Below are 16,547 nucleotides of genomic sequence, written 5' to 3' on the forward strand. Positions count from 1 at the left end.
TTATGCAGAACTGTGCAATAGGGTCACCGCCAAACGGTGTTTTGCATGGGGAAGACAGATGCAGATTCGTGAGGCTCTCACCTTTGACGATGTTTTGCTGGTTCCGGCCGCATCCAGTGTCCTGCCAAATACGGCAGACACACGCACGCGGGTGACCCGTGCTATCTCGCTTAACATTCCGCTTCTGAGTTCTGCGATGGACACAGTAACGGAATCGCGCATGGCGATCACCATGGCCCAGGCGGGCGGCATGGGCGTGATCCATAAAAACCTCGACGTTGAAGAACAGGCCCGGCAGGTACGCCGGGTCAAGCGTTTTGAGAGCGGGATCGTCTACAACCCCATCACATTGCGTGCGGATCAGACACTGGCCGATGCCAAGGCGCTCCAGGAGCGGTACCGCGTGACCGGTTTCCCGGTCGTCGATAACAGTGGCCGCGTGGTCGGGATCGTCACCAACCGGGACATGCGCTTTGCGTCCGATGACAAAACGCCCGTATCGGTAATGATGACCTCCGATAAGCTCGCCATGCTACAAGAGCCGGCAGAACGCGAAGAAGCCATCTCCTTGATGAAAGCACGACGGATCGAAAAGCTCCTTGTGACCGACAAAGATGGCAAGTTGACCGGTCTTTTGACTCTGAAGGACACGGAACAAGCGGTGCTAAACCCCACGGCGGTGAAGGACAACTTGGGCCGCCTTCGCGTCGCCGCGGCAAGCTCCGTTGGCGACAGCGGGTTTGAGCGCTCCGAAGCTCTGATCGATGCGGGCGTTGATGTCGTTGTGGTTGATACTGCGCACGGCCATTCGGCGGGCGTGATCGAAGCCGTCAAACGTATCAAAGCCTTGTCGAGCGATGTTCAGGTTATTGCAGGCAATGTCGCAACCGCCGCCGCCACCCAAGCGTTGATCGACGCTGGTGCGGATGCGGTCAAGGTTGGCATTGGTCCGGGCTCCATTTGTACCACGCGGATGGTCGCTGGCGTGGGTGTGCCCCAACTCACAGCAATCATGGATTGCGCAAGCGCTGCGGGTGATACGCCTGTGATCGCCGACGGTGGCATCAAATTCTCTGGCGACTTCGCCAAGGCCATCGCAGCGGGCGCGTCCTGCGCCATGGTTGGCTCCATGATTGCGGGCACAGACGAGTCGCCGGGCGAGGTCATCCTCTATCAGGGCCGGTCGTTCAAATCCTATCGCGGTATGGGGTCCATGGGCGCAATGGCGCGCGGCTCTGCCGATCGCTATTTCCAAAAAGACGCGGCCAGCGACAAGCTGGTGCCTGAAGGGATCGAAGGTCAGGTGCCCTATAAAGGTGCCGCTGGTGCCGTGATTCACCAACTGGTCGGCGGTCTGCGGGCTGCCATGGGATACACCGGCTGCGCAACCGTGGATGACATGCGCAAGAATTGCGAATTCGTTCGCATCACTGGCGCTGGGCTTAAGGAAAGCCATGTGCACGATGTGCAGATCACGCGCGAGTCTCCAAACTACCGGATCGGCTAAGCGCCCTGCGAAAATATCTAAAGAACGGGCCGGAACAAATTGATGTTCCGGCCTTTTTACTCTTAGCGGCCTTTGAATAATCCACCAAGGATGCCACGGACAATGCGTCGGCCCGTGGTGCCTTTCAGTTCCTTGATGACGGCTTCTGACATTGCAGAGGCAAAGGTATCCCCCCCACCAATCCGCCGCGCCGTAGAGCGACCAACCCGGCTTCCACTATAGCGTCTGGCGGCGCTGAATTCGCGTACCACTGGATCTGGCGCGGCATCGGCCTGCTCTTCTGCTTCGGCTGCCTCTTGCGCGGCGCGTGCGGCCCGCTCTTTCAAGATCTCATAGGCCGATCTGCGATCTACAGGTTCGTCATATTTTCCCGACATTGCAGAGGCTTGCATCACGGCTTTACGTTCAGCTACGGAGATTGGTCCAAGTTGGCTGGAGGGGGGACGAATAAGCGTGCGCTCGACCACCCCGGGCACAGCTTTCTTTTCGAGCATCGATGTCACGGCTTCCCCTACGCCGACGTCTCGGATTGCGTCTTCTGTCGAGAACCGTGGGTTCTCGCGGTAGGTCTCCGCTGCGAGCTTCAGCTTTTTGCGATCCCGCGCGGTGAACGCCCGCAAGGCGTGCTGAATGCGATTGCCAAGTTGGCCCAGAATATCCTCCGGAATGTCGTCCGGGGATTGCGTGACAAAATAGACCCCGACGCCTTTGGATCGGATCAGGCGAGCCACCTGTTCTACTTTGTCGATCAGTGCCTTAGGCGCATCTTCGAACAACAAATGCGCCTCATCGAAAAAGAACACCAGCTTGGGTTTTTCGGGATCACCCACCTCGGGCAAGCTCTCGAACAACTCACTCAGAAGCCACAGCAGGAACGTCGCGTATAGTTTTGGCGAGGCCATCAGCTTGTCTGCGGCAAGGATGTTTACCATACCGCGTCCCGTGTCATCATGGCGCATGAGATCATGCAGATCCAAGGCAGGTTCGCCAAACATGCGCGCACCTCCCTGGTTTTCCAGCACCAGCAGTCGGCGTTGAATCGCACCGATAGATGCGGTTGAAACATTTCCGTACCGCAGCGACAGGCTGTCCCGGTTCTCGCCAACCCAAACCAGCAGCGCTTGCAGATCTTTGAGATCAAGCAGCGCAAGCCCCTGCTCATCCGCAAGCCTGAAGGCGATATTCAATATGCCTTCCTGTGCCTCGCTCAGTTCCAGCAACCTTGAGAGCAGCAGCGGCCCCATCTCGGCAACTGTGGTCCGCACCGGATGGCCCTGTTCAGCAAAGAGATCCCAAAAGGTGACTGGCGTGTCGTGATAGGAAAACGAGGTAAATCCGATTTTTTGCGATCTTTTCACGAATGTGTCGTGAAGCTCGGCCGCCTCGCTCCCGGAGCGCGCAAGACCAGACAGGTCTCCTTTGATATCCGCCAGGATCACTGGCACGCCTTCGTTGGAGAAACTCTCGGCAAGGATCTGAAGTGTAACAGTTTTCCCCGTCCCCGTCGCGCCTGCAATTAGCCCGTGTCGGTTGGCGTACTTCAACGTCAGATACTGAGGGTCACCATAGTCATGCCCCCCGCCACCGATGAATATTTCCTTTGGCATCCCTGCTCGTCTCCTGAAACTGCACCTTAAGCAAAATACAATGTTAACCTTTATGTGCCAGCGTGAACTTGCCCGTTGGCTCGAATGCGGTTGAGCTGACGGACATTTCCTCCCTGTCAGACTGGCCGTGCCTTAGTGCACGGCCATTTTTTTATTCATGCCACATCCCGTGAGCCCCCTGTCATATTTTCACAGTAAATCTGGCATAAAACACTCTGCTGAGTCCGATGATGATTTTTTTTCTATTCCATGTTGACCGAAGACGATTTCGCTCGTAATTTTCTGAATAATAACTAAGTCGGCCAGTCCGACGGGGAGATGTAGACGCAAAAAGGGGGCTTCGGTCCCCTTTTTTCGTATTTTATGCCGTATTTCCTATACGAGCCGCCCTATATGACCCTCGGATGCGGCGCCTCATGCCAGAACCTCACAGAATATCGGCGGAAATCAGGGATATGCTGGGGACTGCGACTTTATTCCCCTGACACTCACCAGATGCCGTGGTAAACGGCGAAGACAGATTCAAACAGAAGAGGCATTCATGTTGAAATCCCTCAGCTCCGTCTCTCTCGCTCTCCTCCTCGCGGCAACCCCGCTGGTGGCGCAAGAGACGACAGATCAGGAAACCACCGATCAGACTGCAGAAACTGCAGAGCAAGATGCAGAGGCGCCAGCGCCGAATGCAGACCAGCTGCTGGATCTGGGTACACCAGCTGATGCGGCCCTGCAGGTTGGTCAGCGTTATTCCAAAGAAAAATTTGGCGATTGGGACCTGGCCTGTGTGCGCACCCAATCCGGCGAAGATCCTTGCTCATTGCTACAGGTTCTCTTGGACGATGAAGGCGGCCCCGTCGCCGAGGTCTCCTTGTTCCGCATCGATCAAGCCGGTGGTCAGGCTGTGGCTGGCGCTACCGTCATCGCCCCGCTTGAAACCTTGCTTCCCGCTGGGCTGACGGTTTCCGTCGATGGCGCGCCGGGCAAGCGTTACAACTTCTCTTTCTGTAATGCAGCAGGCTGCATTGCGCAGATCGGTTTGACAGAAGCAGATATCAACGCATTCAAACAGGGCAGCCAAGCGATCTTTAGCTTGCGCCCTGCACCATCGCCGGAGACCACTGTTGCCGTGCCGATGTCGCTGAAAGGCTTCACCGCAGGCTTCAACGCCGTGGATGTGGTAAAGCAATAAGACGCAAATCTATGCAAGAAAAACACCCGCTAGACCGTTGTCTGGCGGGTGTTTTTTGTTCAAAAAGTTAGACGCGCTTTAGCGCAAGCACCGCGTTCAACCCTCCAAACGCAAACGCGTTTGAAAGCGCGACATTGATCTTGGCCTCGCGCGCTTCATTGGGAACCACGTCCAGAGCGCATTCTGGATCGGCTTCCTCATATCCGATCGTCGGCGCGATCACCCCCTCGCTCAACGCCATGATGCAGGCCAAAAGCTCAACCGCGCCCGTGCCCCCGATCAAATGTCCGTGCATGGATTTTGTCGAAGATATCATGAGGTTATCAGCATGAGGGCCGAAGACATCGGCCACCGCAGCGCACTCTGTTTTGTCGTTTGCAGCGGTGCCTGTGCCGTGAGCGTTGATATAGCCCACGTCCTGAGCATTGATCTGTGCGTCGCGCAAGGCACCAGAGATGGCGCGCGCTGCACCTTGCTTGCTTGGCATCACGATATCAGCGGCGTCGGAGCTCATAGCATAACCGATCACTTCGCACAGAATATCCGCGCCACGGGCCTTGGCGTGTTCATATTCCTCAAAAACAAAGATACCTGCGCCTTCCCCCTGCACCATGCCGTTACGGTTGGCGCTAAAGGGGCGGCACGCATCTTTGGACATGACGCGCAGGCCTTCCCAGGCCTTCACGCCGCCAAAACAGAGCATCGATTCCGAACCACCAGTGACCATCGCGGGGCTCATCCCACTGCGCACCATCTGAAAGGCTTGCGCCATTGCATGATTTGACGATGCACAGGCGGTAGAGACCGTAAAACTCGGCCCCTTCAGGTTGTACTCCATGGAGACATGGCTGGCGGCTGCGTTGTTCATGAGTTTTGGAACAACAAAAGGATGAACCCGGTTCTTTCCGTCCTCATAGACAGACCGATAATTATCATCCCATGTGGAAACACCACCTCCGGCGGTTCCCAATACAACACCAGAGCGTGCGGCGAGATCGCCGGTGAATTCTAATCCAGATTGCCGTATGGCCTCCGCAGCAGCCACCAAGGTGAACTGCGTAAAGCGATCATAGAGGACCATTTGCTGGCGATTAAAGCGACCTTCGGCTTCAAAATCGCGCACTTGGCCGCCGATCTTAATCGCAAGACGATCTACGTCACGAAAGTCCAGCTCACCGATTCCGCAGCGCCCTTCGCGCATCGACTCGAAGGTTTCAGCGACCGAATGCCCCAGCGCATTGATGGTCCCGGCGCCGGTAATCACAACGCGTTTCATCGCAAATCCTTTTGTCCGCCCCCAGCAAAGGCGATCAGCCCTTTTCGGCGACCAGCTTATCAATACCGGCCACGATGGCGGCTACATTCGATATATCGAAATCGCTTTGTTCGGGCTCATTTGCGTTAAAGGGGATCGTGATATCGAACTCCTCTTCAATCGCAAAAATACTCTCTACCAGACCAAGGCTGTCGATCCCCAGATCTTCCAGCGTGCTGTCGAGAGAAACATCCGAGGGCTCCAACACCGCTTGCTCTGCGATGATTGCGATGACCTTGTCCTGCGTGCTCATGAGGCGGCTCCTGCGGGAGATAAGATTGTCAGAGGTGTACTGACTGCGTGGTTATTTGAAAACAGCCTTTTTCAACGCTTCGATATCGCGCATCAGCCGCGGCAAACGACGTTGCACTTTGTACATATCCGTGTGGGTGTCCATCTTGACCGCCGGGTAACCCATCATCACCCGCCCAGCTGGAACATTCGAGAGAATTTTGGTGCCGCCACCTGCGATAACGCGATCCCCGATAAATACATTGTCGGCCACGCCACATTGCCCACCCAGAACAACGTTGTCGCCAATATCAACGGAACCAGACAGTCCGGTTTGCCCACACAACAGACAGTCATTCCCAATGCGACAATTGTGTCCTACGTGAACTTGGTTATCCAGCTTGGTGCCGTTGCCAATCAAGGTGTCGCGGATCGTACCATTGTCGATTGTACAGTTGGCCCCCACCTCGACATCATCACCGATCCGAACAGATCCCAGAGAGTGGATACGCACCCAAGACTGCGCCTTGGTATCGCCCTGATCGCCCAGAGTTTTGCGGGCGTTTTCAACACCTGACGTTTCCGGGGTGACGTAGGAAAACCCATCTGCCGCGATCCGCGCGCCGGGCTGGGCGCGAAAACGGTCTCCGATTGAGACACGTGCCCCAATCGAAACCATCTCGCGCAGGTTGGCGTCTTTGCCGATTGTGACATCCGCGCCGATAAAACAATGTGCGCCAATCAGCGACCCATCCCCGATCACCGCATCAGGCCCAACAACTGTCAGAGGGCCTATGGTGACATTTGCGCCGATCTTGGCACTAGGGTCGATCACCGCGGAGGCGTGGATGCCAGCCGTTTCGCGCTGCCCACGGTCAAGCATCTGGGTGACGCCGCTCATCGCGAGCCGTGGGCGCGTCACAAATACTGCCGCCTCAAGGCCCATCGCCTGCCAGTCGGCCCCCTCCCAGACGAGCGCCACACGTGCGGCACCGTCCTTTAAAGCCTCAGCATATTTGGGTGACATTGCCATGGCCAACGCATCGGCCGTGGCTTCCTGTGGCTCTGCAGCGCGCGCAATACGCAGATCTAAGTTACCTGCGGCCTCAGCGCCAAGCGCATTGGCAATCTCACGAACGGTGAACATCGGGCCATTCCTCCAAAAGCGGATCCTGGCCCGAGACTTAGCCCTGAACGCCGGGGAGTGCCACCCCTGCCCGTTCCAAAGCCGACCAGATCTTTGCGTCACGTCCATAGATATCGCGGCGGAATTCCGCCCGGCCATCCTGCGACACGAAAGCGGTGCGGTAGATCAGATGAACCGGCACTTTGGTCTCAAGCGACACCTTGGTTTCTTTGCCGCTGTTCAACACCCGGTGAAAATACTCTTTAGGATTTTCGGTTTGCGGCGCCAGAAGCGCATAGGCGAAATCAAACGGCTTTTGCAGGCGGATACAGCCATGCGAAAAAGCCCGCACCTCACGTCCAAACAGGCTCTTTTGCGGCGTATCATGCAGGTAGATATTGTATTTGTTGGGGAACATGAACTTCACCAGCCCAAGCGCGTTACGGCTGCTGGGAGGCTGGCGCATCGCAAACGGGAAACTGCGCGCGGTGAACTGGCTGAAATCAACGCTGTTGCGATTGACCACCCGACCGCGATTGTCGGTGATCTCGATATAGCTATGCGCGTTGGGATTGTTCTTGAGTTTGGGCAGATATTCTTTGGTGATGATCGAGCGCGGCACATACCAGCTCGGGTTGATCACCATATGATCCATCTCATCCGAAAACTCCGGGGTCCGTCGGTCGCTTCTGTCGCTGCCAATGACGGAGCGGGTCTCAAAAGAGATTTCCCCATCGTCGACGATCTTTGCAGAAAAATCCGTGAGGTTCACGAGGATATGGCGCGGGCCACGTTCCGGTGTCAGCCAGCGTTCCCGTTCCATCGCGACCAATACCGATTTGATGCGGTCAGTGACCGGACGGTTCATCTCGGTCAGGGTGCCCTCACCTGCAACACCATCCACCTCCAGACCATGTTCGCCCTGAAACCGGCGTACTGCGTCCTCGAGCGAGAGGTCATATGTGCGCGTCGCAGTTGGCTGCAGATAGCCCATAGACACCAGACGATCCCGCAGGGCGACGACATTTGCCCCGCTGTCGCCCGGCTCCATCTTGCGCACCGGGACGGTTGCCCCCCAGCCACCAGCATTCATCAATGTCTCAAGACGCATCTTTTCGCGCAGCAACGCCCGGTACTGCGGCGATGCAGGCACAAGTTTCTGAAGGAAGGCCGCTGGCCGGTCTTTTGAAATCCCCTCAAGGAAACGCGCAGCATCCACCTGATGTTTTTTGCGAACAATTCCCTCGTCGATACGGGCGGGAGCTTCGATAAGCCCGGTCTGAAGATCGGTCGCATAATCGACCAATGCCCGGCTCAAGGCGACCTCAACCGCGCCGAGATCACGGGTGGACCGCACCGAACGCATCTGTTCCACCAACTCCGAGGCGCGCACCGACATGTCAGGCAGCCCGTGCATCGAGGCTTCCTCGAGGGCTTGCATCAGGGCCCGGCGGCGGGCGGCTGATTCTGGTGTATCAGCGGTCCAAATAGGCGCGTAGTCGTTTTGACGGTAGTAGCTGGCAACCGCATCGTCTTCCCAGGCCATCTCAGCAACGGCCTGGCGGAATCCGGTGCTCGCGGCGCTGGCATCTTGCGCCAGGAATACGGACGCGCCCATGACTGCGGCAAGGATGCCACCAGTGACAAACGAAGAGAACTTAGGGGCGCGGGCCAGCGACATTTTTCAATAAACTCCAGTGTGTAACGCAAACGTCCGGATAGACTGTATCCAAGTGTTGGTAAACGTCGCCCTTGCAAGTCTACTCACTTTTGCATCAGGCACGCGGATCGCAGAGCACTGATGCCCCGAAACCCCAATAGCCGCAAAATGTTCCATGACATGAGGGGGAAAATACCCCGTGCACTCCCCTGTTGCGCAAGTTTTTGCCGAAAAAACACTGCATTCGGGTAAGGGATCATTCACCAGTTGGCAGTCGATTCTCTCTATGGCATATAGCTTCTGCGCAACAGAGCGCTAAAATATCCCGAAACTTCGGGACCTGTGAAATCAAAAGCGTATGGGACAACGCTCATCACAATGGCAGAAAAAAATACCGGGTTTTCCCGTCGAGCACTCCTAAAGGCATTTGCGGCCACAACAGTCGCAGCAGCCCCTACCTACTCCCAAGCCGCTGGCTTCCTTCGTGGAGGCGGCGACATCCGCAGGCTTCGTATGTATTCCGGTCGCACAGGCGAGCGTCTGGACATGATCTACTGGATCGATGGCAAATACATCAAAGACGCGGTTAAGGAGATCAATCACTTCATGCGCGATTGGCGGACCGATCAGGTCAAGACCATCGATTTGCGCACGATTGACATCATGACAGCCTCTCTGAACCTTCTCGAGGTGAATGAGCCTTACTTGCTGTTGTCTGGTTACCGTAGCCCGCAAACCAATGCGATGCTGCGCAGCCGCTCTCGTGGTGTAGCGAAGAAATCGCTTCACATGCAGGGTCAGGCGGCAGATCTTCGTCTTGCATCACGATCGGTGAGCCAGATGGCTCAAGCCGCTCAGGCATGCAAAGCGGGCGGAGTAGGACGTTACTACGGCTCGAATTTCGTTCATATGGACTGCGGCGTCGTTCGCACCTGGCGCGGCTAACAGGTCGCCGCCACCTAAACTGATCGGATCGCGCGCTGTGAGCTCACAGCGCGCCCGTTCTCACGTCTATAGCCCCCATATGACATCTGTCATGTGGATAGTCGGAATACGCTGCGGTCTCTTCAGAGAATTCAATGAATTACCAGAGGTGGCCATTTTTCCATTGCAGTGTTTTCGGCAGCCGCGTATATCGCGCAGCAGACGCACCTGTAGCTCAGCTGGATAGAGCGCTGCCCTCCGAAGGCAGAGGCCAGAGGTTCGAATCCTCTCAGGTGCGCCACTTCCCTCAATTGAGAATTTACCCCCCCTGTATACGCGCAGGTCAGATCTTGTGTCCGTTCAGGTCAGATCACGTAAAGACTGCGCCATTAAGGCATAGCCATCATAGGCGTAGTCATTGTGCATTTGCTCGTACCACTTCGCCCAAGCCTCGCGTTGCTCTTCGGGGAAGGTATCGGACCAAGTGCCCTTGCTCACCATGACCTGGCCGTCTTCGGTGCGGCGCACTTCTATCTTGTTCGCGATCATGTCACATGGCTCCAACGCAAGGGTCTTTGCCCGTGTTTACATAGCCCGCTCCCGAAGGCCAAGCAGACTGTACTACCCCGCCAGTCGCGAAGCATGCGATGCGGGTTGAAGTTCATCATCCAGGCGGGTCTCAATACGCTCAATCGTGTCGATACGCAGATCACGTTTGATCTTCGCATAGGCCTGTCCGGGGAGCCGCGCCATCTTGCGCGCTTCTTTCAATGCATAGCCGTGCAGGTCCTCAAGATCATCTGCAAGCACCTCGATGATCTGCGCATTTCGGGCGGCAATCGGTCCCAGACGTTGCCCAGTTAGCATCAACCGGCGCTGTGCATTTGCGTCGAGCGTCGCGCGCGCAATTTCCATCAAGGCAACGGGGTACTCGCGCCCAAGCTGCACATCGATCAATTCAAATCCCGCCCGCGCGTGCGCCACACGCAAATCGCTGGCGAGCACAAAGAACATCCCCGCTCCGGAGCACAAACCAACAGTCGCAATGATCACAGGTTTGGGAAAAGCATAGAGCGCGAGAAACGCCGCGTTCAGATCCGACGCAAGTGCGCTGGTGTCCGAAAGATCCTGATCGACCCCGGTAGAGAAATCTTTGAACGGGCTGGTCAACAACACCGCCTTAACATCAGGATCTGCTGACATCTCTCTGATTTCGCTTTCAAAATCATTCAAAAATTCTGCGGTCAGGCGGTTTTCGGGCGCATGCCCCAATTGAAGCTCAACCACACCATCCCCATGAAGGCGGCGGTTGATCCATTCATCGCGTTCCATACGTCCCCCAGCACTACGATCTATCGGCGCTACGAGAAACATTTGAACGCAGGCCATCACAGGTGACTTTGGGCGCTGAGGTTTTCTATTGTGTTACCAGATTGAAGCAAGACACATTCAATTCTAATCGCATTGCACCCAAATGAGACGCCCCGCGCCTCACTATTGCAGCGCGCGGTCCATGGGTTTTTAAGTGACGCTTGCCCATCATCTGTACCGGCGAAGGGCTTTTCGGTAGCTTTTCGGTTGTCAGCGTCTGAGTTTATCGACAAATTCCACACGTTTACCGCGTCTTGTGATCGCTTTGTGGTTGGGCCGATGGCACGTTGTGCCTTTGGTCGGGTCGCAAGGACTGACCGCCGAGAGCTGACATGACACCTTACTTCCAGAGGTTATGTCGGTTTTGAAGTCACCTCACACCGCGCGCCATGAAAGGGCAAAAAATGAAGAGCGTATTGATCCTGAATGGGCCGAACCTCAACCTGTTGGGCACACGGCAGCCAGAAGTGTACGGAGCCGAGACACTGGCAGTGGTGGAGGAGTCGTGCCGTCAGCACGGGATCAAACTCGGGATCGACGTCGCGTGTCACCAGTCCAATCACGAAGGGGCGCTGTTGGACATGATCCATGCGGCAAAAGGCACGCATGATGGGATCATTCTGAACGCTGGCGCCTATACCCACACATCTGTTGCACTAATGGATGCGATCTATTCCGTGGATCTCCCGGCTGTGGAAGTTCACCTGTCCAATATCCACGCCCGCGAATCCTTCCGCCAGACCTCTTATATCTCCAAAGCTGTGATCGGTCAGATCTGCGGCTTTGGCTCCTTTGGCTACCTGATGGCGATGGATGCGCTTGTTCAGCATTGCGCGCGGAGTAGCGGGTCATGACCCCGTCCGAATATCTGCACCAACTGACCCAGTTCAAAACCATTGAGGAACTGTGGCACGCGCATGTGAGCCAGATGAACCGCTACGGGTTTGATCGTCTCCTTTACGGCTACACGCTGTTCAAAACCCGCACCTCGCTGGGCGATCCTGATGACTTTGTTGTTCTGTCGAACCACAGCCCAGAGTATTTGCAGGGATTTCTCGTTGATGGTCTTTATTCTCATGCTCCAATGCTGACATGGGCGCTGGAGAATGAAGGCCATGCAAGCTGGCGCGCCGCGCAAGATATGGCGGCTCAGGGACTGTTGGACTGCAAGGCGCGCAAGGTCCATGAGTTCAATCAGGCGATGAATGTCTGCGCCGGCTACACGATCAGCTTCAACTCCGCGACGGACCGATTTAAGGGCGCGATTTCATTGGCCGCGCGACCCGGGCTTGATCAGGACGCAATTGATCAGATCTGGGCGGAGCACGGCTCTGACATTGTGCTGATGAACAATGTGGCACATCTAAAGATCCTCACCCTGCCCTACCACGCCCCCAATCGCGCCCTGACAAAGCGCCAGCGCGAGGTTCTGCAATGGGTCGGGGATGGCAAGACCACACAGGACATTGCTTTGCTGATGGGGCTCACACCTGCAACCATTGAAAAGCACCTGCGGCTTGCGCGTGAATCGCTCTGTGTAGAGACAACGGCGCAGGCGGTTCTGAAGGCTGCGTTACACAATCAAATGTACGCGGTCGAACACTGATCGCCCCTGGTTATCATCGGGCACAGTCGTCACCAGAGAGTCAGCGCCTGATTGCAACACAGGCATGACAATTTGATGTGCAAAAGATGTAGTAACCCTCTCTAATAGTAAGGAAAAGCTGACTTTACGGAAAGTCCTCTAGCCCTCAGGATAGCGACGTTCCGTGAGTGGTGGCTAAGCCTGGGAACTTTGGGAAACGACCCCTGATATTGACAGGGCTCTCTGACCTGTCCGGTTATTGGTGTGTATTTTTCCGCACCGATGACCGGAACCAACTCTTTTCAAACAGATATTCTCTGCTGCGTCACAACCGCAGCCAGCGCAGCTGTAGTTTACATTTTTGCATCTCAAACGAATAACGCCCCCGAAGCCAGGCAGGCGACGGGGGCGTTTGGTATTTCTTGCTGAGCAATACGCGCTGAGGCGATTAGCCCTGAGCGGCTTTCGCCACTTCGGCTGCGAAGTCTTCTTTTTCGACTTCGATGCCTTCGCCAACTTCCACACGGACAAAGCCGGTGATGGTGGCGCCCGCTTCCTTGGCTGCGGCTTCCACGGTCAGGTCCGGGTTCACCACGAACTGCTGGTTCAGCAGGGTGGATTCGGCAACGAATTTCTTCATGCGACCGTCGATCATCTTCTCGATGACCTGCTCCGGCTTGCCGGATTCACGGGCGATGTCGATTTGAACCTGACGCTCTTTTTCGACGATGGCCGGATCCAGATCTGCCTCAGAGAGAGCGGCCGGGTTCACAGCTGCGATGTGCATCGCGACCTGCTTGCCAATCGCCTCATCGCCACCGGTCATTGCAACCAGAACGCCGATTTTGCCCATGCCGTCGGCAGCTGCGTTGTGCACGTAGGACACAACGGTTTCGCCTTCCAGCTTCGCCATGCGGCGCAGGGTCATGTTCTCACCGATGGTGGCGATCTTGTCGGTCAGGGTGGTGGCAACGGTTTTGCCGCCCAGATCCGCCTCTGCCAGCTCTTCAACGGTGTTCACGGACAGGGCTGCTTTGGCAATGCCAGCAACCATGGACTGGAACTCGCCGTTTTTCGCAACGAAGTCGGTTTCGGAGTTCACCTCAACAGCAACACCTTTGCCGCCGTCGACGACCACGGCCACGAGGCCTTCTGCGGCAGTACGGCCGGATTTCTTGGCCGCTTTTGCGAGGCCCTTGGTGCGCAGCCAGTCAACGGCAGCTTCCATGTCGCCGTCGTTTTCGACCAGTGCTTTTTTCGCGTCCATCATGCCTGCGCCGGTGGATTCGCGCAGTTCTTTCACCATTGCTGCAGTGATTGCCATCTTAGGCTCTCCTCAAGTCAAATGCGGTTTGGGGCAGGTCTACCCTGCCCCACATGTCAAATCGATGACACGCTGTCAGATCAGGCGTCAGCTGCTTCTTCAGCGACGGCTTCCTCGACAGGTGCTTCTTCCAGAGCACCGAGGTCAACACCGGCAGCGCCGAGCTGAGCGGACATGCCGTCCAGTGCTGCACGTGCAACCAGATCGCAGTAGAGCGAGATCGCGCGCGCTGCGTCATCGTTGCCCGGGATGATGTAGTCGACACCATCGGGGGAGCAGTTGGTGTCGACAATCGCCACAACCGGAATACCCAGTTTGTTGGCTTCTGCGATGGCCAGTGCTTCTTTTTTCACGTCGATGACGAACAGCAGGTCAGGAACGCCGCCCATGTCACGGATACCGCCGAGAGACGCTTGCAGCTTCTCTTGGTCACGCTCCATGCCCAGACGCTCTTTCTTGGTCAGGCCGTCGGCACCCGCAGCCATACGCTCGTCGATTTCCTTCAGGCGGTTGATCGACTGGGAAACGGTTTTCCAGTTGGTCAGCGTGCCACCGAGCCAGCGGTGGTTCATGTAGTACTGAGCGGATTTCTCTGCGGCTTCTGCGATCGGCGCTGCGGCCTGACGCTTGGTACCAACGAAGAGAACGCGGCCACCTTTGGCAACGGTGTCACGGATCGCGGTCAGAGCCTGGTCCAGCATCGGAACAGTCTGCGTGAGGTCCATGATGTGGATGCCGTTGCGCGCGCCGTAGATGAACGGCCCCATGCGGGGGTTCCAACGCTGAGTCTGGTGACCAAAGTGAACGCCAGCTTCCAGCAGCTGACGCATGGTGAACTCGGGAAGAGCCATGCTATTCTTTCCTTTCCGGTTTTATCCTTAGCGGGGGTTCAGACACATATGTGTCCAACCGGCGGTCTGTCAGGGATGTCTCCCCTGAACAGGCCAAACCCCGCCTGCGGGTTCGATGGCGCGCGTATAAGGCAGCTTCGCAAACAGCGCAAGCGCAAAAGCGCGCCCCTCACCCATCAAGCAGCGGTTCGCCCTCCGCCGTGAGTGTATCATGCCCCTCGCGAACGATCTCTTCGCAATGAGCGGCCAACGCCTTGCGATTTGCAAAATGGGCAACGCGGACCGGCGCATGGTAACGCAGCTCTACCCTGCCCTGCGCCTCTGCGGACAGCACTTTCAGGAGATGCGAGCCAAAATCCATATCGCCCCACCAGCCGTAAAAACGCGGCTCTCGGCCATGGGGAGCGTGAAACACCACAGAGACCGGCTGCACGTATAAGAGATCCCGCAGATCATCCTCAAAGAGCGATGCAAACAATGTGGTCTTGAACGGCAGCACCCGCCGCCCATCGGTGGAGGTTCCTTCTGGGAAAAACAGCAGCTTGTGACCCGCTTTCAACCGCTCCGCAAAGAGCGCTTTTTGCTCGCTGGCCTTGGCGCGGTTTCGTTCAATAAACACCGTACCCGTCGCCCTCGCGAGCCAACCAATGCCGGGCCAGCCTGCGACTTCGGACTTTGAGACGAAATAGATGCGTTTTTTGGCATTGAGCGCAAAAATATCGAGCCACGAGGAATGATTGGCCACAACGATGCCGGGTTCACGCATCTGCGCCCCCGTGGAGCTGAACCCCATGCCCAGAATGCGAAACGCGTTTCGGCAAACAAACATCGTAATATAGGGCGTCATGGGGCGTTTTACGCCACACATCGGCCTCTCAAACAGCCGCACCAACAAGAGAAGCGCAAGGCAGCCAAAGACCAAAGTCGCCAGTACCACCCCGCGCAGCACGACCCTGACCCATCCCATCGCAGAGATACGGATCTGCTCAGGTGGTGTTTCACTGTGCCAGCTGACACTCATCCTGTGGTGGTTCCACGCGTGTAAATACGGCTCTGGCGTTCATTCATCCGCGCCGTGTCGAGGATCAAACAGACATCCGTCGTGTTGAATTCATGATCCACATAAGCGCCATCGCCAACGAAACCACCAAGCCTGAGATAGGCCTTGATCAGCGCGGGTGTCTCCAGCATCGCGGTGCGGCGATCAATCTGATCGGCCCCCAGCAGATCCATCGACTGGTAGACCTTTGACTTTACGCGCAAATCTTCGGGCGCGAGGTGGTTGGCATGGAGCATCGACAAGGGTTGCCGAAGCGACGACGCGTCGGTGCCATGAAAGGAAGCCACCCCAAAGAGCACATCAATTTCATGGTCCGCGACATAGGCCGCAAGCCCGTTCCAGAGGTGAAACATCGCCATGCCGCCGCGATAGTCGGCATGTAGACAAGACCTCCCCAACTCCAGCAATTTACGACCGGATTGGCGCAGCGGCGTGAGGTCATATTCATCTTCGGAATAAAACCGCCCCTGACGTTCCGCCTGATCGCTGCGCAAAAGCCGGTAAACACCGACCACTTCGCCAGAGGTATCGTCGCTGACCAGCATATGATCGAAGTATGGATCAAACTGGTCCTGCTCGAGGCCCGCATCATGATCCACCAGATCGCCACTGCCGCCAAGCTCGCGCACGAACACCTCATAGCGCAGAGCTTGCGCCGCTCTTAGATCTTCATCGGTTTCCGCCATCCGCACGGAAAACTGTGGCGCGCCGTCGTGCATGGTTCTGCTCTACCCTTGATTTGTGGCGGGCAAATAGCCCATCGGCATATTCGCGCGCAAGATTTATGCACACTTGTATGC

At 56.6% G+C, this 16,547-nt stretch carries 16 protein-coding genes and 1 tRNA gene; 6 read left to right on the forward strand and 11 right to left on the reverse strand.

Annotated features, from left to right (window positions below; all coding sequences use genetic code 11):
- Positions 1–58: 58 nt before the first annotated feature.
- Entirely contained in the window at positions 59–1,507 is a 1,449-nt protein-coding gene (guaB, locus tag K529_RS07250; RefSeq protein WP_005615511.1) for an IMP dehydrogenase, read from the forward strand.
- A 62-nt stretch (positions 1,508–1,569) separates the two neighbouring features.
- On the opposite strand, the gene K529_RS07255 is transcribed toward guaB, so the two are convergent.
- Positions 1,570–3,114: a helicase HerA-like domain-containing protein gene (locus K529_RS07255; protein WP_005615509.1), complete on the reverse strand. Its 1,545-nt coding sequence runs from the start codon at positions 3,112–3,114 to the stop codon at positions 1,570–1,572.
- 541 nt (positions 3,115–3,655) lie between these two features.
- Between K529_RS07255 and K529_RS07260 the strand changes: the two genes are divergently transcribed.
- Entirely contained in the window at positions 3,656–4,300 is a 645-nt protein-coding gene (locus K529_RS07260; RefSeq protein WP_005615507.1) for an invasion associated locus B family protein, read from the forward strand.
- A 67-nt stretch (positions 4,301–4,367) separates the two neighbouring features.
- On the opposite strand, the gene K529_RS07265 is transcribed toward K529_RS07260, so the two are convergent.
- The 4 genes from K529_RS07265 to K529_RS07280 are packed head-to-tail and all read right to left on the reverse strand — an operon-like array spanning position 4,368 to position 8,653.
- Complete coding sequence (locus K529_RS07265; protein WP_005615504.1) at positions 4,368–5,576, reverse strand: beta-ketoacyl-[acyl-carrier-protein] synthase family protein; 1,209 nt, start codon at positions 5,574–5,576, stop codon at positions 4,368–4,370.
- A 34-nt stretch (positions 5,577–5,610) separates the two neighbouring features.
- Positions 5,611–5,868: an acyl carrier protein gene (locus K529_RS07270; protein WP_005615501.1), complete on the reverse strand. Its 258-nt coding sequence runs from the start codon at positions 5,866–5,868 to the stop codon at positions 5,611–5,613.
- Positions 5,869–5,919: 51 nt separating this feature from the next.
- Positions 5,920–6,993: a UDP-3-O-(3-hydroxymyristoyl)glucosamine N-acyltransferase gene (gene lpxD, locus K529_RS07275; protein WP_005615498.1), complete on the reverse strand. Its 1,074-nt coding sequence runs from the start codon at positions 6,991–6,993 to the stop codon at positions 5,920–5,922.
- 37 nt (positions 6,994–7,030) lie between these two features.
- Positions 7,031–8,653, reverse strand: coding sequence for a L,D-transpeptidase family protein (locus K529_RS07280; protein ID WP_005615495.1), 1,623 nt, complete (start codon positions 8,651–8,653; stop codon positions 7,031–7,033).
- Between the two features lie 357 nt (positions 8,654–9,010).
- On the opposite strand from K529_RS07280, the gene K529_RS07285 reads away from it, so the two are divergent.
- Both K529_RS07285 and K529_RS07290 read left to right on the forward strand, forming a co-directional pair.
- Positions 9,011–9,577, forward strand: coding sequence for a YcbK family protein (locus tag K529_RS07285; RefSeq protein ID WP_039983777.1), 567 nt, complete (start codon positions 9,011–9,013; stop codon positions 9,575–9,577).
- 203 nt (positions 9,578–9,780) lie between these two features.
- A tRNA-Arg gene (locus K529_RS07290) sits at positions 9,781–9,857 on the forward strand.
- Between the two features lie 59 nt (positions 9,858–9,916).
- On the opposite strand, the gene K529_RS07295 is transcribed toward K529_RS07290, so the two are convergent.
- Together K529_RS07295 and K529_RS07300 are read right to left on the reverse strand one after the other, a co-directional pair.
- Positions 9,917–10,105 (reverse strand): hypothetical protein, encoded by a 189-nt coding sequence (locus K529_RS07295; RefSeq protein ID WP_005615490.1) that lies wholly within the window; start codon positions 10,103–10,105, stop codon positions 9,917–9,919.
- Between the two features lie 72 nt (positions 10,106–10,177).
- Positions 10,178–10,888 carry an enoyl-CoA hydratase/isomerase family protein gene (locus K529_RS07300; protein ID WP_005615487.1) on the reverse strand — a complete coding sequence of 237 codons (711 nt, stop codon included), beginning with the start codon at positions 10,886–10,888 and terminating at the stop codon, positions 10,178–10,180.
- Positions 10,889–11,331: 443 nt separating this feature from the next.
- On the opposite strand from K529_RS07300, the gene aroQ reads away from it, so the two are divergent.
- Complete coding sequence (aroQ, locus tag K529_RS07305; protein WP_005615485.1) at positions 11,332–11,781, forward strand: type II 3-dehydroquinate dehydratase; 450 nt, start codon at positions 11,332–11,334, stop codon at positions 11,779–11,781.
- The gene (locus tag K529_RS07310) at positions 11,778–12,533 is read left to right on the forward strand and encodes a helix-turn-helix transcriptional regulator (RefSeq protein WP_005615483.1); all 756 of its coding nucleotides are present in this window, start codon (positions 11,778–11,780) and stop codon (positions 12,531–12,533) included. Before aroQ ends, K529_RS07310 begins: the two co-directional genes overlap by 4 nt.
- A 427-nt stretch (positions 12,534–12,960) precedes the next feature.
- Here K529_RS07310 and tsf read toward each other — a convergent pair whose 3' ends face one another.
- The 4 genes from tsf to K529_RS07330 all read right to left on the reverse strand — a co-directional run bounded on the left by tsf (position 12,961) and on the right by K529_RS07330 (position 16,466).
- Positions 12,961–13,836, reverse strand: a complete 876-nt coding sequence (gene tsf / locus K529_RS07315; RefSeq protein WP_005615480.1) for a translation elongation factor Ts — start codon at positions 13,834–13,836, stop codon at positions 12,961–12,963.
- 80 nt (positions 13,837–13,916) lie between these two features.
- Positions 13,917–14,687: a 30S ribosomal protein S2 gene (gene rpsB / locus K529_RS07320; RefSeq protein WP_005615477.1), complete on the reverse strand. Its 771-nt coding sequence runs from the start codon at positions 14,685–14,687 to the stop codon at positions 13,917–13,919.
- Between the two features lie 169 nt (positions 14,688–14,856).
- Positions 14,857–15,708: a lysophospholipid acyltransferase family protein gene (locus tag K529_RS07325; RefSeq protein ID WP_005615474.1), complete on the reverse strand. Its 852-nt coding sequence runs from the start codon at positions 15,706–15,708 to the stop codon at positions 14,857–14,859.
- Positions 15,705–16,466 carry a GNAT family N-acetyltransferase gene (locus K529_RS07330; protein ID WP_005615472.1) on the reverse strand — a complete coding sequence of 254 codons (762 nt, stop codon included), beginning with the start codon at positions 16,464–16,466 and terminating at the stop codon, positions 15,705–15,707. The genes K529_RS07325 and K529_RS07330 overlap by 4 nt, the downstream gene beginning before the upstream one ends.
- Positions 16,467–16,547 lie beyond the last annotated feature (81 nt).

This window comes from Tritonibacter mobilis F1926, assembly GCF_000376545.2.
Classification (GTDB): Bacteria; Pseudomonadota; Alphaproteobacteria; order Rhodobacterales; family Rhodobacteraceae; genus Epibacterium; species Epibacterium mobile.

Excerpts from the sequence above, each read along its gene's own strand:
- guaB (WP_005615511.1), top strand. The coding sequence starts at position 59 with ATGCAGATTCGTGAGGCTCTCACCTTTGACGATGTTTTGCTGGTTCCG.
- K529_RS07255 (WP_005615509.1), bottom strand. The coding sequence starts at position 3,114 with ATGCCAAAGGAAATATTCATCGGTGGCGGGGGGCATGACTATGGTGAC.
- K529_RS07260 (WP_005615507.1), top strand. The coding sequence starts at position 3,656 with ATGTTGAAATCCCTCAGCTCCGTCTCTCTCGCTCTCCTCCTCGCGGCA.
- K529_RS07265 (WP_005615504.1), bottom strand. The coding sequence starts at position 5,576 with ATGAAACGCGTTGTGATTACCGGCGCCGGGACCATCAATGCGCTGGGG.
- K529_RS07270 (WP_005615501.1), bottom strand. The coding sequence starts at position 5,868 with ATGAGCACGCAGGACAAGGTCATCGCAATCATCGCAGAGCAAGCGGTG.
- lpxD (WP_005615498.1), bottom strand. The coding sequence starts at position 6,993 with ATGTTCACCGTTCGTGAGATTGCCAATGCGCTTGGCGCTGAGGCCGCA.
- K529_RS07280 (WP_005615495.1), bottom strand. The coding sequence starts at position 8,653 with ATGTCGCTGGCCCGCGCCCCTAAGTTCTCTTCGTTTGTCACTGGTGGC.
- K529_RS07285 (WP_039983777.1), top strand. The coding sequence starts at position 9,011 with ATGGCAGAAAAAAATACCGGGTTTTCCCGTCGAGCACTCCTAAAGGCA.
- K529_RS07295 (WP_005615490.1), bottom strand. The coding sequence starts at position 10,105 with ATGATCGCGAACAAGATAGAAGTGCGCCGCACCGAAGACGGCCAGGTC.
- K529_RS07300 (WP_005615487.1), bottom strand. The coding sequence starts at position 10,888 with ATGGAACGCGATGAATGGATCAACCGCCGCCTTCATGGGGATGGTGTG.
- aroQ (WP_005615485.1), top strand. The coding sequence starts at position 11,332 with ATGAAGAGCGTATTGATCCTGAATGGGCCGAACCTCAACCTGTTGGGC.
- K529_RS07310 (WP_005615483.1), top strand. The coding sequence starts at position 11,778 with ATGACCCCGTCCGAATATCTGCACCAACTGACCCAGTTCAAAACCATT.
- tsf (WP_005615480.1), bottom strand. The coding sequence starts at position 13,836 with ATGGCAATCACTGCAGCAATGGTGAAAGAACTGCGCGAATCCACCGGC.
- rpsB (WP_005615477.1), bottom strand. The coding sequence starts at position 14,687 with ATGGCTCTTCCCGAGTTCACCATGCGTCAGCTGCTGGAAGCTGGCGTT.
- K529_RS07325 (WP_005615474.1), bottom strand. The coding sequence starts at position 15,708 with ATGAGTGTCAGCTGGCACAGTGAAACACCACCTGAGCAGATCCGTATC.
- K529_RS07330 (WP_005615472.1), bottom strand. The coding sequence starts at position 16,466 with ATGCACGACGGCGCGCCACAGTTTTCCGTGCGGATGGCGGAAACCGAT.